This window comes from Seramator thermalis, assembly GCF_004138125.1.
GTDB classification, from domain to species: Bacteria; Bacteroidota; Bacteroidia; order Bacteroidales; family Dysgonomonadaceae; genus Seramator; species Seramator thermalis.
This window is the reverse complement of the sequence record NZ_RXHS01000028.1, coordinates 1-5,558: the sequence shown is the minus strand read 5'-3', so window position 1 is coordinate 5,558 and position 5,558 is coordinate 1. Positions and strand designations below refer to the sequence as shown.

Here is a 5,558-nt window from a genome sequence, read left to right as displayed (position 1 = left end):
TGCTCATCCAGGGAGAGCGGGACCAGCGGGAAGCAAACCGCTATACCCGTTTGGTAAAAAACGCTTCGTTTCGATATCGGGCAACCCCGGAGGAGTTGAGTTTCGATACTTCCAGGGGGATGGACAAGGTACAAATCCTTTCTCTGGCAACAGGAAACTATATTCGCCAGGGGGAATCGATTTTGATTACGGGAGCCACGGGATGTGGAAAAAGCTTTATAGCTTCCGCATTGGGTTATCAGGCATGCAAACAGGGATTTAGCGTATACTACTTCGGTATGCAAAAGCTGATGGCAAAAATTAAAATCGCCAGAGTGGAAGGTGTTGTCATGCGGTTGTTTGAAAAGCTGGCCAAAACAGATTTATTGATATTCGATGATTTTGGCATCGGCACAATAGACAATCAACAGCAGCTGGATTTTATGGAAATAATCGAGGACAGGCATGCCAGGAAAGCAACCATCATAGCCAGTCAGCTACCTCCGGCCAGCTGGTTCGACCTGTTCTCGGATGAAACGATCGCGGATGCGTTTATGGATAGAATGATCCATACTTCAACTTCACATAGAATCGAATTAAAAGGAGATAGTTTAAGAAAAAAAAGATAACTTTGTCAAATTGATAGTTTCAGCCAGTGGGTGGATATCGCCGGAATCACTGGGTGGGTATCATCGGAATATCAAAGCAACGGGATTGAGAACCGACAAGATAATAGAACTTACTGTTCCAAAATCGAAACGCCTTTATCCTGAAAAGCTACGTCTTGTTGAGTTTTACGACAGCGAAAACGACGAACTACTTGTGTTCTTGACCAATAATTTTGATGTATCTGCCCTTGAGGTAGCATATTTGTATAAAAACCGTTGGCAAATTGAAGTATTTTTCAAATGGATAAAACAAAATCTGACAGTCAAAAAACTTTGGGGACATTCCCCAAATGCAGTTAAGATACACTTGTGGACGGCAATTTGCACCCATTTGATTGTTGCCTATATCAAACATTTGACAAAAAGTCCGCTCGCGATTTATGAAATTATGCAGATCTTACGAATATCGGCTTTCGACAAAACTCTACTACGCCAACTGCTGACTGAACATACACCCAATCAAGACGATAAAAATGTCAAAGATCAATTATCATTGTTTTGTTAAAACGTTTCACATATTAACGCACCAGCAGTATGTTTTAGTTAAAACTTTATACTAAAATGAATCCACCAGTGGTACAGTTCCCTGAATCTGTATATTCATAACACGTGGCTAATTGACATCCATTGCAAAAAGTTATGGTCCATGTGGGCTCATATACATCGGGATCCCGTAGTTCAATTTTAATTGTTCCATAACAAGGAATAATATTTGGACCACCTTCACTTTGTGCCAATGCCTCCACATTAGCCAATGCCAGATCGCTTCTCTTGGCATAGTTTTTACAAAATTAAAGTGTCAAACTGAATTGCCAAATTTATTTCATATTATTTGGGGGTTAGTACAGTCATAACGCTCGAGAATATGGTTAGTTGCCAATTGCAGGAATCTTTCTCTCAAGTTGCAACAAAGTTAAAACGAGCTAAAAAACCTTAAATAAAATAACATTCCGCCAGTTTTTGTCCTGCTTGTTACGGGATTATTGTTTTTCTTTCAATCTCGTTAAGTTCTTTTATTAAAAGTCTTTTTGTATTGGTAATGCTATCTTTTTTTAAAGGGACGCCTAAAATCAATATTGTATTGGTGACTGTGTTAATTCCATTTTTATACTGTATACTTTTTATTTCAATTTGATCGGAAGGGTAACATAAGAAACCAAACTTAAAATCAGTTTTACTGAATGATGAGTAAGCCATGATTTGATGCAAGTCATGCCTATATTCTTTTTTTAGCACTTCACTTTGATCAAATTTATTGTATAGATTTGATTTATATTTGGCATCAATAAAAACCGAGACATTTTCTTTCTGAAAAATAGCATCCGGCTCTATGTGCTTTAGTTCCCATGCGTAATGCTTTGAAGACCTAGAATGAAACTTGAAGTTCGTATACAGTCGTCCACCAGTTTCCTTTACTGCTTCTTTAAAAATGTATTGGACAAATTTTTCGAAAACATCTGAAAAATCAACACGCCAAGCTGTACTGTCTACAAGGTTAAAGTTTAGGATTTTATTTGCTTGGTCCTTACAAGTTTTTATAGTCGGACTATCTGAAAACCGGATTATAATTCTATTAGTTGTTTTTGGTTTGTGATGATACAAACGTTCTTCAAGAAACGATAATCTATTTCTTACTGTGTTTTTAATTCTTTGAGGAGTGTTCGCTGAAAGAATTTCCTTCTTGCAAATGTCAAACACATACCTGATTTCAGCATATTCGCTATGAAATTCGCTTAAAATATTCGTCCTTACCGGAAACTTTAACCGGTTTTCCACCTTGTATTCATTGTTGATATATTTTGTCCAATTGATTTGGCCAGTCGGCTGGCTTGAGACTTTTTCAACGTTGTCAAATTTTTGCCACGGTCTCATTGTTAGTTTTTCAAGAGATTCAATAAATTTTATAGCTTCCAAATATAACGGAGGTCTAAAGTTTCTACCTGATGCTAGTGGTAAACTATCAGTGATCTCTGGGCTTATTTCTGTACCAAGTAGATCTAGAATTTCAATATAATCCTCAAATCTGTCATGCCCGGTAAACCTGGGCATAACAACAAAATCACCAATTTGTTTCCCGGTGTCGGGAGCTCGTAGCGGAATAGAGCCAATAAAACCAGAAGAACGAAATGTGAGTGTCGTATTTTGGTCCGTTCCCAAAATGTATGGTTGAACACCAAGGAATTTAAATTGCACTGAATTGTAATCAATGAATTTTTGAAGGTATTGTCCTATAATTCTTTTGTCAGCTGACTTGAACCATTTTTTTTGTAATGCAATTCCACTTAACTGTTTGGATTGTTCTGTTAAGCAAGGTATTTCATAAAAAACATCTAATGGTTTTGTCATTCGAAAAGTGAAAGATTTATTCTAGTGGAGAAGTAGTTATTGAACTCTTCTTTTGCGTTTTTTAATAGTCCTTCTTGTAAATACTCTTTAATTAAAGGGAATATTTCGTAACGAATACGATTTTTCATTTCGTCTTCAGAGTCAGCAATAAAATAACCTTGTCCAGGTTGTAATGTCAACTCTGCGCTTGAGGCATACCAATCAAATATTTCTTGAATTTTAGTAAAGTCTTCTTTGAAAAACTGTTTTGAATTTATGGCCTTTGGTTTAAGCGTATACCAGGCAAAACGTCTTCTTAGAGCAAAATCCACCACGGCTAAACTTCTGTCGGCTGTGTTCATAGTTGCTATGACGAAAAAGTTATCGGGTAGTTTTTTCACCTTGAAGTTGGGAAAAATTTCGATGTCAACATTTGAAATGTCCATTTTATGTTCGAATAGGTAAAATATTGGTCCTAATACATTTGAAAGATTGGCTCTATTTATTTCATCAATAATTAAAATGACTTTTTCGGTGTTATGTTCAATCGCATATTTTAATGCTTTAGAGAAACTTCCTAAATATTCTTTGTATCGAAGTTCTTGGTTTGTAGTGTCAGGGCGAATGCCAAAGATAAAATCAGAATAATTGGTCTCTGCATGAAATTGAGTAAAGAATGTTTTTGCACCAATTTTCTCTGCAACACTTTTAGCTGTTCTAGTTTTACCTGTCCCGGGAGGACCTTGAAGAACAATGTATTTTCTTTCGTTTAATAGATTTTTCACTTCTTCTGTTTCATCCATTGTTTCTTTTCTGAGAAATGGTTCTAAAGCTTCAGAAACTGCTTTTCTATGTTCTTTATTTGAAGGCCAGTCTCGAAGTTTAGCATAACCTGCAACAAATGCAGCTATAATTTGTTTCCCTAATTCGCTTTCTGGATCATCAACAATTTGACAAGCTGGTAAAACTTTACTATAAGTCTTAATAGTGTTTTTTATGTGTTGTAAGTCCGAATTACCAGTAATCGATTTTGGCAAGCTAGTTTCAATGTCAGAAAAATCTGATTTGCAAAAACCTCTTTCATTAACAAGTTTTGAAAATAGTCGCCTAAGGCCAGGATATGTTGCTAATTCATAGTCATTTTTAAAGCCGCTTGAACCAATACCAAGACATACCAACCAAGGTTTGTTTTGGTCGTTTGGGAAAATGGTCAATGAAAAATCGTGAAAAGGTCCGGACGTTTCCTCTTCTGGGTGGATAAAGCCAAAATATGCTCCATTGTCTTTAAGTGCCTTTTGATCCGTGTTGTTCCTTTCAACATATGGTTTGTTGAATTCGTTGTCCGATTTGGCGCCAAATTGTTCTGCCTTTTCTTTTATGAATTGTCTAATATTTTCTATTTTAATGCTCATATTTTTTGCTTGAATATGTAGATTCAACCAGCAAGTGCGAAATTACACAAAATGTTTGAAAAACTCATTTTTGGGTAATTTTAAATCTAATTTTTCTCGAGGTCTTCGGTTTAGTTTGTACTGAATATATTTGATATCCTGATCCGAATAATCTTTAAAAGAAGCCTTTTTGGGGATATATTGCCTGATGAGTTTATTCCCGTTCTCAATCGCTCCCTTTTGCCAAGAACTGTAGGGATCGGCAAAATAAACCGGAACCCCTAACATTTTAGTTATTGACTCATGTGCAGCGAACTCCGATCCATTATTGGTTGTGATGGTTTTAAGTTTATCCTTGAAAGGCAATAGTTTTTTAAAGACCTCCTTTGTCGGCTCCTCGGAATCCCTTCCCTTCGGTAATTTTTGTATCATTATATAATTTGTTTTTCGCTCTGTTATTGTCAGTATAGCCTCTGAATGATTTTCTCCGATAATCGTGTCCATCTCAAAGTCTCCAAATCTTTTTCCGTCAGCATCCTTAGGTCTTTGGTGTATACTTGTATGGTTGGGTATGTTTTTAACCGAACCCACAGGCCTTTTACGGTGTTTGAGCTTATGGCGGCAATGCTTGTACAACTCCCCGCCGTTTTGCTTGTCCTTCCGAATCAATTTGTAAATAGTTTCGTGTGAGAGAGCAATATTCTCCTGTTTTTTTAAATATCCGCTGATCTGTTTGGGAGACCAATCTTCCCGGATTAATTTCAGCACTTTTTCTTTCATCCACGGCGGAGTTGACCCGTTGCCCGGTAAGTATGAAAGGTTTGGGCTAATTGAAAATTTGTTAAAGAACATCAACAACGCGGTGAAACTTTACAATTATTGATAGAAATTGAGTCCACCCCCACCGGATTGTTTTTTGTACATATGCAAATGAAAAGCATAAAAGCGGATTGGCCAAAAAATTATCCTTTTCAATTCTGTTTTAGTTTAAGATGCATTATGAGATTATATAATCAATAGTTCGTTAATTATTTAATATACGAGTCATGCAGCAATAGCTGCAAACTGGACGAGTTCTTTAACAAGTTTATCATTTAATCTTCTGTTCGGCTTTATGCCGGACACGCAAATAAATCGTTCAAGCAGATAGGCATTGTGAATCATTGTTTTACACGATGCCATAGAAAAAGGGATA

General features: G+C 36.4%; 4 protein-coding genes and 1 pseudogene. 2 read left to right on the top strand and 3 right to left on the bottom strand.

Annotated elements, in window-relative coordinates; genetic code table 11:
- Both istB and EJN84_RS12065 read left to right on the top strand, forming a co-directional pair.
- Positions 1-608 (top strand): IS21-like element helper ATPase IstB (gene istB, locus EJN84_RS12070; protein ID WP_129595660.1); only part of this gene is annotated, 608 nt, incomplete at its 5' end.
- 10 nt (positions 609-618) lie between these two features.
- Positions 619-1,152, top strand: coding sequence for a transposase (locus EJN84_RS12065; protein WP_129595659.1), 534 nt, complete (start codon positions 619-621; stop codon positions 1,150-1,152).
- A gap of 467 nt (positions 1,153-1,619) precedes the next feature.
- On the opposite strand, the gene EJN84_RS12055 is transcribed toward EJN84_RS12065, so the two are convergent.
- The 3 genes and pseudogenes from EJN84_RS12055 to EJN84_RS12045 all read right to left on the bottom strand — a co-directional run.
- On the bottom strand, positions 1,620-2,993 hold the full coding sequence (locus EJN84_RS12055) for an McrC family protein (RefSeq protein WP_129595658.1): 1,374 nt from the start codon (positions 2,991-2,993) through the stop codon (positions 1,620-1,622).
- A complete protein-coding gene (locus EJN84_RS12050; protein ID WP_238944024.1) occupies positions 2,990-4,384 on the bottom strand; it encodes an McrB family protein in 1,395 nt (464 codons plus the stop codon). The genes EJN84_RS12055 and EJN84_RS12050 overlap by 4 nt, the downstream gene beginning before the upstream one ends.
- A gap of 42 nt (positions 4,385-4,426) precedes the next feature.
- Positions 4,427-5,173 (bottom strand): annotated as a pseudogene (locus EJN84_RS12045) (IS30 family transposase); the annotation flags it as partial.
- Between the last annotated feature and the right edge of the window lie 385 nt (positions 5,174-5,558).